General features: G+C 49.5%; 1 protein-coding gene. It reads left to right on the top strand.

The window, feature by feature from the left end; all coding sequences use genetic code 11:
* Positions 1–741 (top strand): HlyD family type I secretion periplasmic adaptor subunit (locus tag R7P74_RS26240; RefSeq protein ID WP_318123569.1); only part of this gene is annotated, 741 nt, incomplete at both ends.

The raw sequence follows: 741 nt of genomic DNA, 5'->3' as shown, positions 1-741 counted from the left end.
CAAGACTTGGTCGAAATTGAAGCGCGAGTGCGCAACTTACGCCAAAGCTACCAATACGCGAAGAAAGAACTGGATATCACCCAACCGTTGGCGGATGAAGGCGTTGTTCCGCGCATTGAGCTACTCAAATTGCAGCGCCAAGTGAACGACACTCGCCGTGAAATGACATCTAGCGAACTGAAAATCCCAGTGATCAAATCAGCCATCAAAGAATCCATGCTCAATCGCATCGATGTGGCGTTGAAGTTCCGTTCCGAACAACAAGAGAAACTCAATAATGCTCAAGACCAACTGTCTGCATTGGTTGAATCGGCGGTTGGCTTGGAAGACCGCGTAAACCGCACGGTGGTTGTCTCTCCGGTGACAGGCAAAATCAAAACGCTGAACGTCAACACCGTTGGCGGCGTTATCCAACCGGGTATGGACATCGTTGAAATCGTACCAACCGAAGACACCTTGTTAGTTGAGGCGAAAATCGCACCGAAAGACATCGCTTTTCTACGCCCGAACCTAAATGCCATCGTAAAATTCACCGCGTATGACTTTACAAAATACGGCGGCTTAGTGGGTGAACTGGAGCACATCAGTGCCGATACCACCCAAGACGAGGAAGGCAACAGTTTCTACATCGTGCGCGTGCGCACAGAAAAAACCAGCTTTGGTCAGGATGCCGATTTACCAATCATTCCAGGAATGACAGCATCGGTCGATATCATCACAGGGAAGCGAACCGTTTTGGAG

The organism is Vibrio sp. 2033 (assembly GCF_033339735.1).
Note: the sequence above shows the minus strand (reverse complement) of the source record. Positions and strands in the feature narration are given on the sequence as shown.